We start from the raw sequence: 17,302 nt of genomic DNA on the forward strand, positions 1-17,302 counted from the left end.
AAAGCGATGTTTTCTGAGCAATACTGGTTAGAAAAAGCGAACGTACCCGCCTCCCCTCGCCACCCTCCCTCAGCTCCTGCAGGACCACAGGCCACCCTCCCTCACCTTTGGCCGAAAAACGGCAAACCCCCTCCCACATAGGCGAGAGAGGGTTCGTCGGTATTGGACCGGACCTGCGGGAGCGTCCCCGGAATAACCGCCGGACCTGAGGGAGCGTCCCCGGAATAGCCGCCGGACATGAGGGAACGTCCCCGGGAAAGCCGCAGGACGTGAGGGAGCGTTGGCGGTTAGCCGACGTGGCGGTGCATCTCCACGGCTTCCTCATGCCGCGGGCTGTCCGGGTTCATCAGCGAGTGCTTGCGTCCGTAACTGAAGTAGATGGCAAGCCCGATGATGAGCCAGACCACGAAGCGGACCCAGGTTTCCCACGGCAGCTGGAGCATGAGCAGGCCCGAGGCCAGCACGCCGAACGCGGGAACCACCGGCATGAGAGGCAGCCGGAACGTCCGCGGCGCATCCGGCTTCTTGTACCGGAAGATGATGACCGACAGGCACACGACGACGAACGCCGCGAGGATGCCGATGTTGGTGAGGTCGGCCACGGCCTTGATCGGGAACACGCCGGCCAGCAGGGCCGAGGCGACGCCGGCGATCCAGGTCACCCGCTGAGGGGTGCCGTGGCGGTCGGTCTTGGCGAACCAGCCCGGCAGCAGTCCGTCGCGGCTCATGGAGAACCAGACGCGGGTGACGCCGAGCAGGAAGGTCAGCATCACCGTGAGGATGGACAGGACCGCGAACACCGAGATGATCGTGGCAATGACCGGCAGCCCCACGCCGTTGAAGGCGGAGGCGAAGCCGGCCTTGGGGTCGATGTCCTTGTAGTTCTGCATGCCGGTAAGCACCAGGGTCGCGGCGACGTACAGGAGCATGGCGATGATGAGCGAAATGACGATGGCCTTCGGCATGTGCTTCTTGCCGTCCTTGGCTTCTTCCGCCGCGGTGCTCATGGCGTCGTAGCCGAAGACCGCGAAGAACACGGTGGCGGAGCCTGCAAGCACGGGGCCGAACCCGCTGGGCATGAACGGGTTGTAGTTGTCCGCCTTGATGTAAAACATGCCCAGTCCAATGATGAACAGGATCAGCACCACCTTGATGGCTACCGCCGCCAGTTCAAACCGGCCAAAGGCCTTGGTGCCGCGGCTGAGGATCCAGGTGACGAGCAGGCAGACCAGGATGGCCGGAACATTGATGATTCCGCCCTTTCCCTCGTCAAACGTCGAGGTCATCCAGGTGGGCATGTGGATGCCAATGCCGGAAAGGAACGCGTCGAAGTAGCCGGAGATGCCGATGGCCACCACCGCAACGATGGCAATGTATTCGAGCAGCAGGTCCCAGCCGATGAACCATCCGATTACTTCGCCCAGGGCCACGTACCCGTAGGTGTACGCCGAACCGGCGCGCGGGATCATGCCGGCAAACTCCGCGTAGCTCAGCGCCGCTGCCGCCGATGCCAGGCCGGCAATGAGGAAGGAGAACAGCACTGCCGGCCCCACCCCCGGGGAACTCTCGCTTCCGTGGGCCACGAGGCCAGCCAGCGAAAAGATGCCGACGCCGATAATGCCGCCGACGCCGATGGCCGTCAGCTGCCACAGCCCCAGGCTCTTGAACAATCCGCTGTGTTTGTTTTCTTCTTCTATGTCATCAATGGGCTTACGCCGCATGATCGACTGGGTAGGGTCTTTTGCATTCATCAGGGTCTCCTGCTTAGGTGTGGTGCCCATCAATCCACCCTGTGATGGGGGTTACCGAGTCACAACAGTATGCAAGGCTGATTGCATTAGATAAAGTGAATTCTCCTAATCAATAACCATTAGAATTCACAAAGGAATAGCGATGCTCGACGTCCGGCGTTTGCGCCTGCTGCGCGAACTGAAAATCCGGGGCACACTGGCGGAGGTCGCAGAAGCACTCCAGTACAGCCCCTCGTCGGTCTCGCAGCAGCTCGCCCTGCTGGAGAAGGAGGCGGGGGTCGAGTTGCTCCGGAAGACCGGACGCCGTGTGCAGCTCACGCCCCAGGCCGAAGTCCTCGTGATCCATACGGCCCAGCTGCTGGAGACCCTGGAACAGGCGGAAGCGGATCTGGCGGCGTCCTTGACCACCGTGACGGGCACGGTCCGGATCGCCGTCTTCCAATCCGCGGCGCTGGCCCTCATGCCGGACGCCCTGACCCGGATGTCCTCGAGCTACCCGGAGGTCAGGGTGGAAATGACGCAGCGGGAACCGGAGACCGCCCTCCATGAGACGTGGGCGCGGGACTTCGATCTGGTGATCGCCGAGCAATACCCGGGCCATGCCGCTCCCCGCTATGCCGAGCTGGACCGCATCGCACTGACCACCGACGCGATCCGGCTCGCCGTTCCGCCGGCGTCTCCGGAGCGGGCCGCCATCACCACGTTGGCGGACACGGCCGCGCTGCCCTGGGTCATGGAGCCCCGCGGCGCTGCATCGAGGCACTGGGCCGAACAGGCCTGCCGCAGCGCCGGCTTCGAGCCCGACGTCCGCTTTGAAACGGCGGACCTGCAGGCGCAGATCCGGCTGATCGAGTCGGGCAATGCCGTCGCCCTGATGCCGGACCTGGTCTGGACCGGCCGGGGAACCACAGCACAGCTGCTCGACCTGCCGGGGGATCCGCACCGGACAGTCTTCACGTCAGTGCGGCGCTCCAGCACGAAGCGGCCTGCCATCCTCGCGGCCCGGGAGATCCTGGCTGCGACGGCAGCCTCTATCGCCCCGGCGGCGAAGACCCTGCCCGCCTGAGCAGCGGCGTCACGCTGCGGCCCGACGTCGGGCGGAAGTCAGGCAGGCGGTTCCCGCCTGAGCAGCGGCGGCGAACACGCCGGCGTCGGCCCTGCTCACGCCAGCCTCCGTGTGCCGTGGGCCACAGCGCGAGTCCCGGCCCCGCGTTAGACTGGTGGGGTTATGAATCGCACAATATTCAAATCCAAGATCCACCGCGCCACGGTCACGCACGCGGACCTGCACTACGTCGGTTCCGTCACGGTGGACCTGGATCTGCTCGAGGCCGCCGACATCCTCCCCGGCGAGCTCGTGGCGATTGTCGACGTCACCAATGGCGCCCGGCTGGAAACGTACACGATTGCCGGTGAGCGCGGTTCCGGCGTCATCGGCATCAACGGCGCGGCGGCGCACCTGATGCACGAGAACGACATCGTCATCCTAATCACGTATGCCCAGATGACCACGGACGAGGCGAAGGCCTACAACCCCAAGGTCGTCCACGTGGACAAGGACAACAAGATCGTGCAGGTCGGCAACGACCCCGCGGACGGGATCACTCCGGGGCTCATGCGCCCTCCGCACGCACTGAACAACGCCTCCCTGAACTAACAGCCAGCCTCCGCCACCACCGGGGGCGGCACGACCGCCGTCCGACGCCGGGCCGCCGTCGGGCGTAACAACGCCGTTTGGTCAATAAAGCTGATTAGTCTGGGACGGTGATCCTTCCCGCAGCCCCGACCGCCGCCGTCCGGAGTCCCTTCCGCCGGCCTGGGCGGAGGCCCGCGTGCTAGGGGTTCTCGAGGGCTTCTTCGTCGTGTGGTGCATCATCCTCGTGGGCATGTTTGTCGGCCGGCGGAAGATCCTGGGTGAGAACGCCCGCTCAGTGCTCAGCGCCCTGACGTTCTTCGTCGCCAGCCCGGCCCTGTTGTTCGAGACGCTCAGCAAGGCGAAACTCCACGACGTCTTCGCGGCCCCGCTGCTCGTGACGGCGGTCGGCGCCATCGCGACGGCGGCGCTGTTTTTTGGAGTCGTTCGTGTCATGCTCAAACGGAGTGTGCCGGAATCCCTCATGTCCTCCATGAGCGCTTCGCTGGCCAACTCGGCCAACCTGGGCATCCCCATCGCCGTCTTTGTCCTGGGCGACGCCAGCTATGTGGCGCCGCTGCTGATCTTCCAACTGGCCTTTTTCACACCCCTGTTCCTGATGGCCCTGGACACCACGACGAGCGCGCACCGCACCACTTTGCCCGGGTTCGGGCTCATGATCCTGCGGAATCCGATGATCGTGGGCTCGGCCTTGGGTCTGACAGTGGCCGGGAGCGGCTGGCAGGTGCCAGAGCTGGTCATGCAGCCCATCCACCTGATCGGCGGCGCCGCGATTCCGGCCATGCTGATCGCGTTCGGCATGAGCCTCAATGGCTCCCGCCCGCTGCAGGCCGCCGCCGGTCGCCGGCTCGACACGCTGCTGGCCAGCGGCTTCAAGCTCGTCGTCCACCCGCTGCTGGCCTATCTTTTTGCCCGTTTTGGCCTCGGCATGGACGGGCACGGGCTGTTCGCTGTGGTGGTGACCTCGTCCCTTCCCACCGCCCAGAACGTCTTTGTCGCGGCCAGCCGCTACCGGACCGGCCTCACCGTTGCCAAGGACACCGTCCTGACCACGACGGTGGTGGCTGTGCCGGTCATGATCGGCGTGGCCCTGCTCCTCGCCTGACGCCCCGCCCGCGCACTGACGGGCACACCGGAAAGCCGCCGCCACACCCTGGAGGACCATTGAGAACAACCCTGGATACGGTCGTCATCGGCGGCGGGGCCATGGGCTCCGCCACCGCATGGGCCCTGGCCCGGCGTGGCCGTCAAGTGACCCTGCTGGAACAGTTCGGACCGGGCCACCGCAACGGCGCCTCCCACGGCACCACCCGCAATTTCAACCCCGGCTACGCGGATCCTGACTACGTCGCCATGCTCGCCGAGGCCGTGCGGCTCTGGAACGAGCTTGAGACGGACAGCGGCGAGACGCTGTTGTCCCGCACCGGGGTTGTCAATCACGGCACCGACCCGCGGCTGGACGCGATCCGGGATGCACTCCTCGGGGCCGGGCTGCGGGCCGAACTCCTGGCCGCCGAGGAAGCCGCCGAGCGCTGGCGGGGCATCCGTTTCGACCAGCAGGTGCTGCACATGCCCGACGGCGGCCAACTGAACCCCGACGCCGCGCTGCCGGCCCTGCAGCGCCTTGCCGCCCGCCACGGCGCCGACGTCCGCCACCATGTCAAGGTTGTGGACCTGAAGATCCTCGACGACGGGGTGACTCTCACTCTCGAAGAGGGCGGCCGGACCGAAGTGCTGGCCGCCCGGCAGGCCGTGGTCACGGCCGGCGGCTGGACCTCGAAGCTGCTCGCCGGCGTCGCCGGGCTGCCCCGGCTCACGGTCACGCAGGAGCAGCCGGCGCATTTCGCGATCACGGACGAGGGGGCGGTCTGGCCCGGGTTCAACCACCTCCCGGGGTCCGGAGAGGCATACCACTACTGGTACTCGCCCATCTACGGCATGCACACCCCCGGCGAGCGTATCAAGGCCGGCTGGCACGGGGTGGGGCCGGTGACGGACCCGGACCGGAGATCGTTCGCCCCGGAGCCCAGGCAACGCGCGGCGTTGCAGCACTACGCGCGGGACTGGCTGCCGGGCGTGGACGCCGATTCCCTTACCGACATCAGTTGCACGTATACGAGCACAGCGGACGAGGACTTTATCCTGGACAGGATTGGCCCGATCGTCATCGGGGCAGGTTTTTCCGGCCACGGGTTCAAGTTCACGCCCGTCGTGGGCAGGATCCTGGCCGACCTCGCGACCGGCGCAGGCAGGGCGCCGGTGGCGTTCTCGGCTGGCCGGCCGGGGCTCCGCTGATTTCCGCGGGGATACCGACGTTCTGTGCGGACCCGGAGCAACGGTGGGCCACCCCCCGCCCCTCCCGGGCCGCCCACCCAACGGGCACGGCAAAAGCTCAGCCCTTCGGGCTGTACCCGCACCCACGTGGACGACCGGGCCCCTTCGCCATGGGCCCAGACAACCGGACCCCGTCTCACCACGAGACGAGGTCGGCTTTTCCTCCGGCTCCGGCTCCGGCTCCGGACGACAAAGACCACCGCGGCAAACCACCCAGGACACAAGAAATGGCCAGGTCCTACTCAGGCAATGGGCTTCCGATGAGCTGACACAGAGGCGTCAGGCAGGCCACGCTGCTTGCCGTCGTTTCCGGTCCCGGACAGTCCAGGCGATGAGGGCGGCGAAAACGATCACTGCGAGGGCGGCCGAAACCCCCACCATGACGTCAATTGGCAGCAGATAGACCAGGACGGCCCGCGCGCTGGCTTCAGCAATCAGTCCCCCACCCCAAACGGCGGAAATCTTCAGGTGCCAGCGGTGCACGGCCGGTTTGCTGTGGAATTCCCGGTCCATTTCCCCGGCGCGCTCCGGACTCCAGGTCTTGGCCGCGTCCAAAGTCAGGGGATGTCCCAGAGCGGCCAAAACCAGGAACGAAACTCCAATGCCGCCGGTGATGGCCGAGTCCTTGAGCAGCAGGAACCGCGGGTCACCGGTGAGGAAAGACAGGCCCAGACCCAGTCCGAAGACGATGACCATCAGCATCGCAAACGGGTTCAGGGAATGTCCCTTGAACGCGGTCCAAACCAGCCGGCAGGCGGCGGCTCCCGTCGCCGCCAACAACGCGGCCCAGTCCGTGGCACCGGCCACGTGCAGGACGTAATAGGCAGCCAGCGGTAGCCCTACGTCCCAAGCCAGACCGCGGACCAGCGTACGCGTCACCAAACCCGGACGTGACTGTCCCGAAGCCTGCCCAGCGTTCATCGGGGTGCTCCATCCCCCTTTTCGGATGCGGGTTCAAGATCCTGATCTCCCAATTATGGCTAGATCCGACCCCCAAACCAATGGCGACGACCCTCTTCGGAATCTCCTTTGCATGATGTGACGCCTAGAGGAGCATCAGGGGCGCGACATGGCCCCGCGTTGCTGTGTGCGGCGGTAGGCTAGGACCGGTCTTAAGCCGCTCCTGGATGCCAGGGGCAACAGCATGAATTGGGGAAGAATTGCACAGCGTCCAAGCAGACAACGACCGGACAGATAACCGCCCATCACGGCGCGCCGGCGGCAGGAAAATCGGGGCGGTCGACTGGATCGCACGCGGCCTCGCCGGACTAGTGCTTGTTTCCGCCACGGCCTGCGCCGGCCCCGGCACGGTTCCGGCCGCGGCCCCGACGGCGAGTACCCCGGCGACCGCGTCCGCGGCGGCCAGCGTGTCCCCGTCCGCTGCCCCGGCCGCGTCCGACGCAGAACCGCTGGATCCCGACACAACGGCCGCGGTCACCGTCGCCGGTGCCAGTGCCCCGCACCAACAGCCCGCCTTCGCCAGCAAGGCCCTGGCCGTGCTGGCGACCCTGCCCGTGAAGGGCCGGGCGCCCAAGACCGGCTACTCGCGCGAGCAGTTCGGCCAGGCCTGGGCCGATGTCGACCACAACGGCTGCGACACCCGAAACGACATGCTGCGGCGGGACCTCAAAGCCCTCGCCCTGAAGCCCGGGACACATGACTGCGTGGTGCTCTCCGGTGTCCTGAACGACCCCTATACGGCGACCGCCATCAACTTCGTCCGCGGCAACAGCACCAGCACCGCGGTACAGATCGACCACGTCGTCGCCCTCAGCGATGCCTGGCAGAAGGGGGCCCAGCAGCTCAGTCCGGCCCAGCGCCTGGCCCTGGCCAACGATCCCCTGAACCTCCTGGCTGTGGACGGCCCCACCAACACCAAAAAGAGCGACGGCGACGCCGCGACCTGGCTGCCGCCGAACAAGTCCTACCGCTGCGATTACGTCGCCCGCCAGATCTCAGTTAAGTCCAGCTACGGGCTCTGGGTCACCCAGGCCGAGCACGATGCCATGGCCCGGGTCCTGGGCGATTGCCCGGACGCCCTTGCCCCAACGGACCAGGCTGGCCCGCCGGCAGTAGCAGCTCCCGAGCCGGCTCCGGCCCAGGCCCAGCAGGCGGCACCGGCAGCAGCACCGGCCCCGGCCCCCGCACCGGCACCGGCCCCCGCGCAGGTCCAGATGGCCCCCGCACCGGCTGCCGCGTACTACCCGAACTGTACCGCGGCCCGCGCCGCCGGCGCCGCGCCCCTCTACGCGGGCCAGGCCGGCTACCGCCCGGAGCTTGACCGCGACAAAGACGGCGTTGCCTGCGAATAAGCGCCGCCCCGGCGTTTCCCGGAAGCGCCTCAGTTCTTCTGGTGCTGGTCCAGCACCCGCGCGCAGCGGATGAAGCCCAGGTGTGAGTAGGCCTGGGGGTGGTTGCCCAGATGGGTTTCGGTGCCGGGATCGTATTCCTCCGGCAGCAGCCCCGTGGGACCGAACAGGTTCACCAGCTGGTCGAACAAGTCCCATGCCTCCTCGATCCGGCCCACCGCCACGTACGCCTCGATCAGCCAGGTGGTGCAGATGTGGAAGCCGCCCTCGAGTCCCGGCAGACCGTCGTCGTACCGGTACCGGAAGACCGTGGGGCCCACCCGCAGCTCCCGCTCCACTGCCGTGACGGTGTCCAGGAAACGCGGGTCGCTGACGTCCAGCAGCCCGGACAGGCCGATGTGCAGCACGGCGGCGTCCAGGTCCGGGCTGTCATACGCCACGGTGTAGGAGTTGGCGGTCTCATCCCAGCCTTCGCGCAGGACTTCCTCCCGGATGGTGGCGGCCGTCGGCGCCCACGCCGGAAGGGGCTCCCGGCCGTGGCGTACCGCCGTGCGCAGTGCCCGGTCCAGCGCCACCCAGCACATCACCTTCGTGTAGACATGGTGCCGCGGTGCCCGCCGGGCCTCCCAAATCCCGTGGTCCGCCTCATGCCACCGGGCCAGGACCGCCGAGGCCATCTGGACCATCAGCTCCCAGTGCACATCGGACAGGACACCCCTGCGCGCGCTCAGTGCGTCGATCAGTTCGGCTACCGGGCCGAACACGTCGAGCTGGACCTGGTGGTCGGCCGCGTTGCCGATCCGGACGGGGCGTGAACCCGCATAGCCCGGCAGGCTCTCGATGATGGCCTCCGTGGACAGCGGCGCCCCGGTCACCGAGTACAACGGGTGGAGCCATTCCGGCCCCGGCGTGTGGGCCAGGATCCGCCCGAGCCAGGCCAGGAAGCCTTCAGCTTCCAGCGTTGAGCCCAGATCCACGAGCGCGTTGACCGTCATGGATCCGTCGCGGAGCCAGCAGTACCGGTAGTCCCAGTTCCGGGTACCTCCGATCCCCTCCGGCAGCGACGTGGTTGGTGCGGCCAGCACGGCGCCGGTGGGTTCGTGGACCAGGGCACGCAGCACCAGTGCCGACCGGCGCACCAGGGACGGTTTCACGCCGGGCAACTGCAGGTCCTGGACCCAGCGCCGGGAATGATGCGCGACGGCGGAGCGCCGCCCGGTTTCGTCTTCGGGTTCGGCGGGCTGGGGTTCCGTATCGCCGCAGCGCAGGTTGAGGACAACGGGACCATGCCGGAGGTCGATTTCGGCTGTTGCGGTGGCATGGCGGCCGTTCGAGGTGATGGAGAAACTCACCCCGGGCGCCAGGAGGATGATGGGGTCCGCCGTCCCGACGACATGCAGCTCTGTGCCGCGGGCCTCCATGCTGAACGGCGCATTGGCGTAGTCGGGGCGGGGTGCAAAGACAATCCTGGCCATGCCGGTGCCGGAGAGCACCCGGACCAGGCTGGTGATGCCTGCCGGCGCCGGCTCGAGATAGTCGGTCACGGTGACGTCCGCCCAGCGGGTTTCGACGATCATGGTGCTGTCCACGTAGCGCTGGCCGAGGACCTGCGAGGACTTCACAGGTTCCACGGAAAAGTGTCCGGCTGCGTCGCCGCCGAGAAGGTGGGCGAAGAGCGAGCCCGAGTCCGGCAGCGGGTGGCTCATCCAGCAGATCTTGGCGTCGGGGGTGATGAGGGCGGTGGAGGAGCCGTTGCCGATCATCGAGTGCCGTTCCAGGCCCACGGCGTCTTCGCCGAACAGCCACGCCCTGCGCAGTTCAAAGAGGATGGCCAGGACACGGGCGAAGGACTCCGGGTCCCGGAGCCGGTGGGCGGCGAGGGTCGGGCCCTCCCCCACCCTCAACGCCATGTCCGGACCACGGAGGGTGGCCATGGCGAGCTCGTCGCTGGCGGCATCGCCCGCGTAGAGGGCGGCACTCACGCCGAGCACAGAGCGGAGGTGTTCCATGGCAGCAGCCTTGGACGGTTCGACGACGGAAAGGTCCAGGACTGAGCCGTCGACGATGAAATGCAGCCCGAGTCCCCGGGCGATTTCCTCCGCCTGCTCTCGCGCCCGGGCCACAATGTCCGCCGCCGCATGCCTGGCGTGCACCGCCACGGCAACAGGTTTGCGTTCGATACTAATGCCCCGGTAGGCCCCCACCGTTTCGGCGAGCGCCTGGCTGGCCTGCTGGAGGACGGACTCGGTGGCCAGCGAGAGTCCGTGCGCATAGCCCATGTCGAACTCCGCGCCATGCGAGCCCACCAGATGGACTTCCGCGGGCAGCCGTGAAACGGCGGCCAGATCGCGCAGGGACCGGCCGGAGATGACGGCGGCGTGGGTATTGGGCAGCGCCGCGAGGGCGCGGAGGGCGATCGCGGCGCTTGCCAGCGGCAGGGTCTCGGTGGAGATGCCCTCCGCGGTGCAGAGGGTGCCGCCATAGTTGCAGGCCACCAGGAGCCCCGGCGTGCGGGCCAGGATCTTGAGTTCGGCCAGCAGGTGAGGCGTCAGTCCGTCGTCCGCGGCGTTGGTCTGCACAAAGGCGCGGAGCAGGCCTAGCGGAAGGGATTTCGTCAGGAGGGCAGAGTCAGCCAGCGACTGGTTGAAGGGGGTGGGCATATGTGGAGTCCTTCGGATAGTCCCCAATGCCTGAATGAGAATCGTCCGTTAAGGACATGACTCCAGTATCCTCCCGGACCGGTTTCGCCTGCGTGTCCCGGCTGTTGCAGCTCTGTAACATCCGCAACCGCCGGGATCTCCCGCCGCACCACCGGTCCGCCCTCCGCCGGGCCCGGGGCCGCCCCGGCCTGGCCGTCGCGGCGTTTACGGCGAGGGTGTCCAGACCTTCGAAGGCGAGCCCGGTCCGCCGGTCGCCAATCGAAGCCTGGCCAGTGTGGAGCGGTCCAGCGGGACGCGGTTTTTTGCCGTCGTTAGCTGCGGGCGGCGCGGTAGAAGTACATCTCCCTGGATCCGGAGGGGGCATCCCAGCCTTGAGCGAACATCCAGCTTCCGCCGTATTTGAGCAGCCCTCCCCACGCGAGCGACCCTCCGCGATTGACCGCCTTCTGGGTGAAGGGTTGGTCCACGTCGTACTGGGCCTGGGCCGCGGCAAACTGGCCGTTGGCGTCGCCGTAGAAGAAGTCCAGGACCAGTCTGGCGCCTCCTTGGCCGTCGCCGTCCTCGACGATGGCGCAGGCCACTTCGTGCAGTGAGCCGCCCAGCGGTCCAAGGTCCAGATAGTCTTCCGGTTCAAACGTCCAGTTGACCAGGTCCGGGGACCGTCCCACGTGGGTGGTACCCCCGCACCCCTCAGACAAATACATCAGGTACTGGCCGCCGATCTTGACGGCTTCGCCCTGGGCGTTTCGGGGGATGACCGCCCCCTTGGCCCAATACTGCGAAACCTCATGAGGGACAGCGAGGCCGAGCTTTTCCCAATGAATCAGGTCATCGGAGACGGCAACATTGATGTCGCAGCCAACCTCGCCCAGAGGATAAACGTCGGGAACCTGGCCGGCTGGCTCATCGCTGCGCTCGATCGTCCAGATCCCGTTGTAGAACATGTAGTAGCGGCCCCCGGCCATGTACACCTTGGGATCTTCGCAGCCGAGGATCTCATTGTCCTGGGTCGGGTAGATCACTGGGTTGGAGGGGTTGTCCTGCCACCCGGTTTCGGGATCATAGACGGCAACACCGACGCGGCTGGAGACCGACTCCTTGCGCGGGGATGCCCGGTAGAAGAGGTAGAGCTTGCCCTCGCGCTCCATGATGGAGGGATTGAAGATTGAATCCGCGGTCCAGCCGATTCCGGTTGGGTCAGCCCAGTCCTGGACTTGGCGGAAAGTCAGGGAGTCGTCCTTGTGGAAAGGGCCCACAGCCCATTCCGGGTGCTCAGGGTACTCGGAGGAGAACTGATCGGTGGATATGGTGTCGGTCAGCGGATTGCTGAACTTGAGCGCTCCTTCGTAACTATCGAGCAGTGCTGCGGTGGTGATTTTCTGCATGTGGGCTGTTCCTGTCTTTGGATTGTGGGGCCGGCGGCAGGGCTCAGGGGTCCCTCCGGCGGCGGCGTTGGCGGGGACTAGTTGCGGACGAAAGTGACCCAGGTGAATCCGCCCGGGGCCACGGTGACGCGGCCGGAATGGTCTGCCCCGTTCTGGTCGGGACGGGGGGTGAGGCTCTGGCCGTTGGCATCAAAGGCTTGCTGGCTCAGATGGAAGCCTTGGGGGAGGTTTACTTTCCGGTCCAGGCTTCCGCTGGCTGCGCTGATGTACAGCGTTGATTGGCCTGCGGAGCCGGAGACGGAAACCGAAGAAATCTTTGGCTGCAGCAACACGCCGTCGATCGACGCGTCGCTTCCGGCCTTGGCATCCACGCTGTTCTCGCCCGCCGGCAGGGCCCGATCAAGGGAGAACGGGAAAAGTATGCCCGGAGCTGCCGTGATACCTTGCGCGCCTGCCCCGCCGTTGGCCGTGGTGCCCAGGAAAGTGCTCCCGGAGGTCCACGACGTCGTTCCCGCAGTTTCGGGCCGCTGGTTAACGATCGGGTACACATTCCGGTCCTGGTCCGAAGCCGGGACCGGGATCTTCACGGTGCCACCGGCGTTGAGCGCGACGTATGCGCCGCCGGACCAGTTCGCTTCACCGGTCCACGCGGAGGCGGGTTTGATAACGGCCCCGCCGGCGATGGTGCCGGATTCGGCTTCGGCGACCTTGAGCCCGTCGGTCCCCACGGTGCTGCTGATCCCGAGGGCCTTGGCCTTGAGCTCCGGATTGGCGTCCAGGGCGAGCATCGAGAGCAGGGTGTGGATGGTGGATTCGGCCCCGGAGTTGGGGTTGACGCGGCCATCGGCTTCGATGCCGTCGATGGCGGTGCCGGTTGCCGGGTTGTAGGCCGGCTTTCCGCTGCGGTTCGCGCCGAAGTACCAGCCGGCCGCCACTGCTGCAACATCGAGCAGTCCGGGAGCGTTCGCGGCCCTTGCGGTTGCCACGAGACCCTCCACCCGGGAGTCGACCCCGTAGGCTATCTGCGCCTCACCGGGGACGGGGCTCCAGGCATTGTCCGGCCCGCCCGCGGCGAGGAGTTGGGGAGTGAACTGGGCGGAGTCCTTTACCGCAGCAGTCAGCAGATCAGGTCGGTGCAGTAACGGTGACGCGCTGGCGACGGCGGCCGCGGTCATGCCGCCCCAGGCGTGCCACAGGGTCCGGGACTGGTTCCAGGGAAGGATCGCCCCAAAGGGCCACTGCTGGACCGATCCGGAGGACATCGCGGCGATACCTTCAGTGAGCTTGCTCAGTGCACCGGCGGCGACGCTATCACCGGGTGCGGCCTTTGCGTAGGCGGAGAGTCCAAGCACGGCCTCGGCGGACGCATCCGCGCCTCCGGTGATCAGCCATGCAGGGACTTTGGCGCCGTCAGCAACGTCGTATTTTCCGTATTTTGCAAGGGATTGCTTGTTCAGGGACGCGACGGCGAGATCCAGCCTGGTCTGCAGGAAGGACGCAAACTGGGGATCTGCCGACTTGAACGCGGCATACCCTTCCCCCAGCGCCCACACGGTCCGTGCCAGCCAGTATGACTCGGCTGAATCGGAAGGGTCGGGAAGTTCGACCGGTTTGGCGCTCGGCGTCAACGTGCCATCAGCCTGCTGCCAGAGGACCACGTTGCCGGCGTTGGGACCGGTTGTTGTCTGCAAATACGTCAGCTCGCGCAGCACGTCGAAGGCGCGGTCGCGGCTTGAAGCATCCCCGGTCTGCTGCCAGTGACGGAGGTAGACCACCGCGGTCCGGGCAATGTCATCGGCGTTGAAGGCACCCTGGCTCCAGCGGCCCGTAGCAGCGTCCTGCGACCCTCCGCCGACACGGGTGTAGCTGCCGTCCGCGTTCTTGTTGGAATAGGTCCATGGCGCCTGGGCGGACGGTTTTGTGTCCAGTTGGTACGTCGTGTGGCCATTCACGGCGTGGAGCGGAACGGTGTCGAGCAGGAAATTCAGGTGGGCGAGATTGGTCAACGGCGCCTGAGAGGCGGCGGCCGGCGCCGGCTGGGTCGCGGACGCCGCCCCTGCCCCGGTCAGGAGCATCGACAGAGTTGCAACGACTGCGACCGGGGCAGATTTCAGTCGTGCATGAACAGCAAAACGGGTCATGTCTAACTCCTATGGCTGTGGAATGTGGCGGACCTGCCTAAAGCGCCGTGCTGCCTTGGACGCGGTCCAGTTTGGCGACCCCGATTTTCGAATCAGCCATGCCATAGAACACGAACAACTGTTCGCCGATCTTCTCGATTGCGGTCGGGAAGACGACGTTGGGCACGATGCCCGACATCTCATCCTCGGTTTCGGGCGCCAGGAGCGGCTTGTCGCTGCGGGCGATGACCCTGGAGGGGTCGTCGGCATCGAGGATCATGGCAGCGGCGGTGTAATTAACGTTCTGCTGGTGGTCGAACGCGGACTTCGCCAGCTCACCGGAAACGCCGTGGTGGATCAGCAGCCAGCCTTCGTCGACGCGGATCGGCGCGGGACCGCCGCCGATCTTGAGTTCCTCGAACGGGAATTCACTCAGGGCGACGAGGCGGTGCTTGGCCATGTGGACGAGGTTGCGGATGTCCTTTTCGACGTCGGCGGCGGCGACGTAGGAGATCCAGATGCCGGGGCGGGTGTCGGTGACGCCGGCCGGCAGGTGTTCGCCTTCGCCCTCGCGGATCCAGCCAAGGTCCCACATGGGGCGGTGCAGCATCGCGTAGGAGGGGACGCCGTCGGGGTCGTTGACAGGCTCCGGGAAGAACACGGCGTCCTTGTTCGCGAACAGGTTCAGGTCCATGGAAAGATCGGCCTGGTATTCAAAATGGCACGGGCCCAGCCGTTCCCAGTTGCGCAGGTCCTCGGAGTAGGCGAACGCCAGCCGCGGGCCCAGCGGGCCGTACGCGACGTAGGTCATCAGGTGCTTGCCGAGGCTCGGCACCCAGGTGGTGCGGGGGTCTTCGGTGCCGGCGTTGTTCAGTCCGCGCTCCCAGCCCTCATCGGGGGCCAGGACGATGCCCTGGCGCTCGACGCCGGTGGGCACGCCGTCCTCGATGATGACCTTGGCCAGTCCCACCCGGGAGACGTTGCCCTTGGCGACGAGGCGGGGCAGCAGGTACAGCTCGCCGTCGGGTCCGCGGCCGCTGGCAGGGTTGAGGACGCCTTCGGCTTCGAACTCGTTGCCTGCTTCCGGGGTCATGATGACGCCGGCGCGGGTGAGGGTGAAGGGGACGGTGGGCAGTGCGGAGGTTTGGGGGGAGGTCATAGATTAACCCTTTACGCTTGAACCGATATTGGTGGAAATGAACTGGCGCTGGAAGAAAATGAAGAGTGCGACGGCGGGCGCCGCGAGGACGCAGGCCCCCGCCAGGATGGCGCCGAACGGGTTGGACGCCGTGGCGGCGATGTTGGAGATGTAGTTCGCCAGGGAAACGGCGAGAGGCTGGATGGAATGGTCCTTGGTGACCAGGAACGGCCACAGGAACTCGTTCCACGGTCCGATGAAGGTCAGCAGGACGGCCGTGACAATGGCGGGCCGGACCAGCGGAATGGCGATCTGCCACAGGATCCGCAGCTCCGACGCCCCGTCGATCCGGGCCGCCTCAAACAGGGTCGAAGGCAGCTGCATGAAGTACTGGCGGAAGACGAACACGGCCGTCGAGTTGATCGCGAACGGCAGGATCATGCCCAGGTACGTGTCCGCGAGCCCGTAGTCCCGCACGATCATGACGTACAGCGGGATGAGGAGCAGCTGGAACGGAACCATCTGCACCAGCAGCATCATGCCGAACACCAGGCCCTTGCCGCGGAACTGCATCTGCGCCAGGGCGTAGCCCACCAGCAGCCCGAACACGACGGTGAAGAAGATGACGCCGCCGGTGAAGATCCCGGAGTTGAGCAGGCCCTTGAACAGGTCGATGGAGTTGTTGATGTTGGTGTAGTTCTCGCCCGTAAAGTTCGCCGGGTTGGGGAACGCGCCGCCCGCGGACGTGTCCGGGGAGGTCTGCAGCGAGCCGATGAACATGTAGTAGAACGGGAAGAGGAACACGAACGCGCCCACGGCCAGCAGCACGAAGCTGCCCGCGCCCAGGTTCTTGCGCTTCTCCACACCGGAGGCTTCCCCGGAAGGGGCGCCGCGGTGGGACGACCGCGCGCCGGGATGCCCGGCGTCGTCGTTCCGTTCGTTTTCGTTGTTGGCGGCCGTTGCCGCATCGATGATCGACATGTCAGTCCTCCTTCCCGCCCACGAGGCGTTTTTGGATCAGGGCAATCAGCAGCACGCCGATCACCAGCACCACGCCCAGCGCGGCGGCCACGTCCGGGTTTCCCTGCAGGATGCCCTTCTGGTACATCAGGAAGACCGGGGAGCTCGAGGCGCCGTCCGGGCCGCCGCCGCCGGTGAGCAGGTACGGTTCGGTGAACAGGTTGGCGCCGGTGATGGTGGCCAGCAACGTCACCAGCACACTCGCCGGGCGCACTCCGGGAACGGTGATGTTCCAGAACTGGACCCACTTGTTCGCACCGTCCACCGAGGCAGACTCGTATAGCTCGTCCGGGATGTTCTGCAGCGCGGCAAGGTACAGCAGGATGAAGAACCCCAGCTGCTTCCAGGTCACGTACAGCGCCACCGTGGGCATCGCGAGCCAGGAGTTGGTCAACCACGAGGGATTCGGTGCCAGCGGCCCCAGCAGGGCATTGACGAGGCCGTTCTGCTGGAACAGGAACAGCCAGACCCCGACGACGGCGACGCTCGCCGTGACGTACGGGACGTAGTAACTGACCCGGAAGAAGGTCTTCAGCCTGCTCACGCGGTTAAGGGCGTTGGCCAGGATCAGCGACAGCCCCACAGTCAGCGGCACATTGATCACGAGGAAGACGCCGATGTTGGCGAACGAGCGCTGCACTTCCGGATCCGACAAGACGGTGATGTAGTTCTCGACCCCGACGAAGGGCCGGTCAACCTGGACGCCGGGAGCGGTGAAGTAGAACTGATGGAACGAGATGTAGACGGCGTAGCCGAGCGGGTAGGCCAGCACCGCCAGGACATAGATGACGTAGGGTGCGCTGAACAGCAGTCCCAGCGGCTGGCGGCCCAGGAAGTTCTTGCGCTTCCTGGGCGCCGGCTGCCGGTCCACCCCGGACCCGGCGGTGTCCCGTGTGCCGGGGCCGCCGTCAGCTGAGCGAAGTGACATGGG

General features: G+C 66.5%; 13 protein-coding genes. 5 read left to right on the forward strand and 8 right to left on the reverse strand.

The genetic code is table 11. From position 1 onward, the window contains the following. Positions 1 to 287: 287 nt before the first annotated feature. Complete coding sequence (locus AC1DCZ_RS12505) at positions 288 to 1,751, reverse strand: amino acid permease (RefSeq protein WP_476974892.1); 1,464 nt, start codon at positions 1,749 to 1,751, stop codon at positions 288 to 290. Between the two features lie 142 nt (positions 1,752 to 1,893). Here AC1DCZ_RS12505 and AC1DCZ_RS12510 point away from each other — a divergent pair, with 142 nt between their 5' ends. The 4 genes from AC1DCZ_RS12510 to AC1DCZ_RS12525 all read left to right on the forward strand — a co-directional run bounded on the left by AC1DCZ_RS12510 (position 1,894) and on the right by AC1DCZ_RS12525 (position 5,700). Further along, the gene (locus AC1DCZ_RS12510; RefSeq protein ID WP_476974867.1) at positions 1,894 to 2,817 is read left to right on the forward strand and encodes a LysR family transcriptional regulator; all 924 of its coding nucleotides are present in this window, start codon (positions 1,894 to 1,896) and stop codon (positions 2,815 to 2,817) included. A gap of 162 nt (positions 2,818 to 2,979) precedes the next feature. After that, positions 2,980 to 3,408 carry an aspartate 1-decarboxylase gene (gene panD, locus AC1DCZ_RS12515; protein WP_476974868.1) on the forward strand — a complete coding sequence of 143 codons (429 nt, stop codon included), beginning with the start codon at positions 2,980 to 2,982 and terminating at the stop codon, positions 3,406 to 3,408. 175 nt (positions 3,409 to 3,583) lie between these two features. Continuing rightward, entirely contained in the window at positions 3,584 to 4,510 is a 927-nt protein-coding gene (locus AC1DCZ_RS12520) for an AEC family transporter (RefSeq protein WP_476974869.1), read from the forward strand. A gap of 59 nt (positions 4,511 to 4,569) precedes the next feature. Continuing rightward, positions 4,570 to 5,700 carry an FAD-dependent oxidoreductase gene (locus AC1DCZ_RS12525; RefSeq protein WP_476974870.1) on the forward strand — a complete coding sequence of 377 codons (1,131 nt, stop codon included), beginning with the start codon at positions 4,570 to 4,572 and terminating at the stop codon, positions 5,698 to 5,700. Positions 5,701 to 6,018: 318 nt separating this feature from the next. Here AC1DCZ_RS12525 and AC1DCZ_RS12530 read toward each other — a convergent pair whose 3' ends face one another. After that, a complete protein-coding gene (locus AC1DCZ_RS12530) occupies positions 6,019 to 6,618 on the reverse strand; it encodes a VC0807 family protein (protein ID WP_476974893.1) in 600 nt (199 codons plus the stop codon). Positions 6,619 to 6,899: 281 nt separating this feature from the next. Here AC1DCZ_RS12530 and AC1DCZ_RS12535 point away from each other — a divergent pair, with 281 nt between their 5' ends. Continuing rightward, on the forward strand, positions 6,900 to 8,051 hold the full coding sequence (locus tag AC1DCZ_RS12535) for a GmrSD restriction endonuclease domain-containing protein (protein ID WP_476974871.1): 1,152 nt from the start codon (positions 6,900 to 6,902) through the stop codon (positions 8,049 to 8,051). A gap of 29 nt (positions 8,052 to 8,080) precedes the next feature. Here the strand turns inward: AC1DCZ_RS12535 and AC1DCZ_RS12540 are convergent, their stop codons facing one another. The 6 genes from AC1DCZ_RS12540 to AC1DCZ_RS12565 form a co-directional block, all read right to left on the reverse strand. Then, positions 8,081 to 10,708: a trehalase-like domain-containing protein gene (locus AC1DCZ_RS12540; RefSeq protein ID WP_476974872.1), complete on the reverse strand. Its 2,628-nt coding sequence runs from the start codon at positions 10,706 to 10,708 to the stop codon at positions 8,081 to 8,083. A 311-nt stretch (positions 10,709 to 11,019) separates the two neighbouring features. Further along, complete coding sequence (locus AC1DCZ_RS12545; protein WP_476974873.1) at positions 11,020 to 12,093, reverse strand: glycoside hydrolase family 130 protein; 1,074 nt, start codon at positions 12,091 to 12,093, stop codon at positions 11,020 to 11,022. Positions 12,094 to 12,170: 77 nt separating this feature from the next. Next, positions 12,171 to 14,234, reverse strand: a complete 2,064-nt coding sequence (locus AC1DCZ_RS12550; protein WP_476974874.1) for a hypothetical protein — start codon at positions 14,232 to 14,234, stop codon at positions 12,171 to 12,173. 37 nt (positions 14,235 to 14,271) lie between these two features. Further along, positions 14,272 to 15,372 carry a glycoside hydrolase family 130 protein gene (locus AC1DCZ_RS12555; RefSeq protein WP_476974875.1) on the reverse strand — a complete coding sequence of 367 codons (1,101 nt, stop codon included), beginning with the start codon at positions 15,370 to 15,372 and terminating at the stop codon, positions 14,272 to 14,274. Between the two features lie 3 nt (positions 15,373 to 15,375). Further along, complete coding sequence (locus AC1DCZ_RS12560; RefSeq protein WP_476974876.1) at positions 15,376 to 16,332, reverse strand: carbohydrate ABC transporter permease; 957 nt, start codon at positions 16,330 to 16,332, stop codon at positions 15,376 to 15,378. Between the two features lies 1 nt (position 16,333). Then, entirely contained in the window at positions 16,334 to 17,299 is a 966-nt protein-coding gene (locus AC1DCZ_RS12565) for a carbohydrate ABC transporter permease (RefSeq protein WP_476974877.1), read from the reverse strand. Positions 17,300 to 17,302: the final 3 nt, after the last annotated feature.

This window comes from Arthrobacter sp. 10N418 (genome assembly GCF_056394725.1).